The sequence below is a fragment of the Adhaeribacter aerolatus genome, from assembly GCF_007991635.1.
GTDB classification, from domain to species: domain Bacteria; phylum Bacteroidota; class Bacteroidia; order Cytophagales; family Hymenobacteraceae; genus Adhaeribacter; species Adhaeribacter aerolatus.
Genome location: NZ_BJYS01000070.1, coordinates 1 through 2,929 on the forward strand (window position 1 = coordinate 1; position 2,929 = coordinate 2,929).

At 40.6% G+C, this 2,929-nt stretch carries 3 protein-coding genes; all 3 read right to left on the minus strand.

What is annotated here, in order from left to right; genetic code table 11:
- Positions 1-687 precede the first annotated feature (687 nt).
- Genes AAE02nite_RS25975 through AAE02nite_RS25985 form a run of 3 tightly spaced genes read right to left on the minus strand, consistent with a single transcriptional unit; the run spans position 688 to position 2,772 of the window.
- The gene (locus tag AAE02nite_RS25975; RefSeq protein ID WP_146905775.1) at positions 688-1,956 is read right to left on the minus strand and encodes an adenylosuccinate synthase; all 1,269 of its coding nucleotides are present in this window, start codon (positions 1,954-1,956) and stop codon (positions 688-690) included.
- A 4-nt stretch (positions 1,957-1,960) separates the two neighbouring features.
- On the minus strand, positions 1,961-2,308 hold the full coding sequence (locus AAE02nite_RS25980) for an STAS domain-containing protein (RefSeq protein ID WP_146905778.1): 348 nt from the start codon (positions 2,306-2,308) through the stop codon (positions 1,961-1,963).
- Positions 2,305-2,772 carry a Fur family transcriptional regulator gene (locus AAE02nite_RS25985; RefSeq protein WP_146905781.1) on the minus strand — a complete coding sequence of 156 codons (468 nt, stop codon included), beginning with the start codon at positions 2,770-2,772 and terminating at the stop codon, positions 2,305-2,307. The genes AAE02nite_RS25980 and AAE02nite_RS25985 overlap by 4 nt, the downstream gene beginning before the upstream one ends.
- Positions 2,773-2,929 lie beyond the last annotated feature (157 nt).

The window sequence follows — 2,929 nt, forward strand, 5'->3', positions numbered from 1 at the left end:
TATTAGGGATTTTTTTTTGAAGTCTTCCAAAGAATTTTTCTAAATCTTTTCCTCAAACCTTAGAAAAGAACACTAGAACTAAACATCTTTCAACCCGTTCTTAGTTCCAAATAAGCTTATATTTTCTCGTGCTAACCAAGCCTGCTGCTCGGTTCGTTTTGCGGGTGCAAAGGGAGACAAAGATACAGCATCAATCTCTTTCTACCAAATTAAATTTGGCTTTTTAATTAGCCCACTCGAACCAGATGTTCTTTTTAGCAAAATAATATTAAACATATTTTGCTTTTTCTCGAACAACAGACAAGTTTTATATTGTTTTTTTGTACATTACGAATAATGCAACTTTAACTTAACAGCATCAACTACTATAAAGCTCCTGTTATCATATTTCCCTGTGCTTAACAATCTCCTCTTCTAAACCTCTATAAAACCCTGCTGGCTGCCTTTTAATTACTTTCAATTTGGGATTGCAAAGGTAGTAACCTTTTTTGTTTTTACAAACACGCAAGATTAAATAATTGCAGTTTTCATGGAAGCTTCTCAGTATTAGCTATATAATTTTATTCTTTGTTATTTTCCATTAATCTTTTAATGAGAATGCGCTTTTCTCTTTTAACTAACTAAAAAACAAAAGAGAGGATGCAAGTAAATTGACATCCTCTCTTTGCTTATAACTTGGTTCTGGTATTACTTATGTAAAGTACTTACCCTGTCGGGGCCTACACTTACAATGGTTATACTCACCTGCAATTGCTCTTCCAGGTATTTAAGATAAGCAAGAAAAGGTTCGGGTAATTCACTATAACTTTCTACTTGCTTGGAATCTATATTCCATCCTGGAAGCGATGTATAAACCGGGGTTAGGTCTTCTGATATAATCTGGTGGGGTATTTTATCAGTTAGTTCTCCGTTTGGCAATTTGTAATGGGTACAGACCTTTATTTCCTCAAAATCATCCAGTACATCGGCCTTCATCATGTTAAGTTGGGTAACACCATTCAGCATGATGGAATATTTTAGCGTGGGCAGGTCTATCCAACCACAACGGCGGGGCCGGCCGGTAGTAGAACCAAACTCACGCCCTGCCTGACGAATGCGCTCGCCGGTTTCATCGTGCAATTCTGTCGGAAACGGGCCGCTGCCTACGCGGGTACAATACGCTTTAAAAATACCGTACACTTCGCCTATATGACGAGGTGCAACGCCTAAGCCTGTACAGGCGCCAGCTACTAAGGTATTAGAGGACGTAACAAACGGGTAAGTACCAAAATCAATATCCAGCAAAGAACCTTGCGCGCCTTCTGCTAATATTTTTTTACCGGCCGCAATTGCCTCGTTAATCATATACTCGCTGTCTACCAGCTTGAGTGTACGCAAGTAATCTATAGCGGCAAAAAAGTCTTCTTCGGCTTCGGTTATGTCTAAAGTTTTGCCGTAGAAACCAACTATTTTCTGGTGCCGTTCTATTACGGTATTATATTTCTCCCGGAAATCCGGTGCAGTAATATCGCCTACGCGTAACCCAAAACGGCCAATTTTATCCTGGTAAGTAGGGCCAATGCCTTTAAGCGTTGAACCAATTTTATTTTCGCCGAGTGCTTCCTCCTGTACCCGGTCGATATATTTATGAGAGGGCAGAATTAGCTGGGCTTTCCGGGAGATGTATAAATTTTTAGAACCATCAATACCCCGAGCCGTTAACTTTTCCATTTCGGCCCGAAAAATAACCGGATCCAGTACCACGCCATTACCAATAATATTGGTGATGTGTTCGTGAAAAATACCGGAAGGAATCTGGTGCAGCACGTGCTTGGTGCCGTTAAACTCTAAGGTATGACCGGCATTGGGGCCGCCCTGAAATCGGGCTACGATGTCATAGGTAGGGGCCAGAACGTCCACAATTTTTCCTTTGCCTTCGTCACCCCACTGAAGGCCTACTAATATATCTACTGCCATTATATTATTTAGATTCTTTTAAAATGTTCGCGGCCTGCGCATCATCTTCGGCAACAGTGAAGATGGCATTAAGCTTAGTAATAATGAGAAGTTTCCGAATATGCTCCGAAGGGCTAATCAGAACCATTTCGCCGCCCCGGTTCCGGAATTTGGTAAGCAAGGAAACCAACACGCCAATACCGCTACTATTTATAAACCTTACTTTAGATAAATCTATAGCGCCGAGAATAATTGCGTCGTTTATACTTTGGTTAACTACCTCAACGAGTTGTTGCGAATCCGGGCTTCCGATTAAATCGCCTTGCAGGCGGGCAAATAAAATACTATCAACTAATGAATGCGTTAATTTCATAAAGTAGCGGCACTGTTTTTAGACCGGCAATCGCCGCAAATACCGTATAGGTTTAAAGAGTGGTGCAAGATATGAAAATTTAATAGTTCGCCCACCATTGTCTGAATATTGTGAATTCGGGGGTCGCAAAACTCCACTACTTTATGGCATTCGGTGCAGATTACGTGGTCGTGCTGCCGGTAACCGTACGATTTTTCGTATTGGGCCAGGTTACGGCCAAACTGGTGTTTGCTAACTAAATCATTTTCTACTAATAAATCCAGGGTATTATACACGGTGGCCCGGCTCACCTGGTAATTTTTATTTTTCATGCTGATGTAAAGCGATTCTACATCGAAGTGGCCCGAACGGGAATATATTTCTTCCAGAATAGCGTAGCGTTCCGGCGTTTTCCGCAAGCCCTTACTTTCCAGATAGGCGGTAAAAATCTTTCTTACCTCCGCAAATTTTTTTTCGTCTAACACGTCTAATATATTAAAGGTAAGTGACCTTTCAAAAGCTGATATTTAAACCAGCCTCACTAAGCTGCATAACCTATAAGTTAAAAATTAAAGTATTGCCTTTATAATAATACAAAAGGCTAAGTATTATAAATCAGGAATCGAAACGTTCTACCAGCAA

Excerpts from the sequence above, each read along its gene's own strand:
- AAE02nite_RS25975 (WP_146905775.1), bottom strand. The coding sequence starts at position 1,956 with ATGGCAGTAGATATATTAGTAGGCCTTCAGTGGGGTGACGAAGGCAAA.
- AAE02nite_RS25980 (WP_146905778.1), bottom strand. The coding sequence starts at position 2,308 with ATGAAATTAACGCATTCATTAGTTGATAGTATTTTATTTGCCCGCCTG.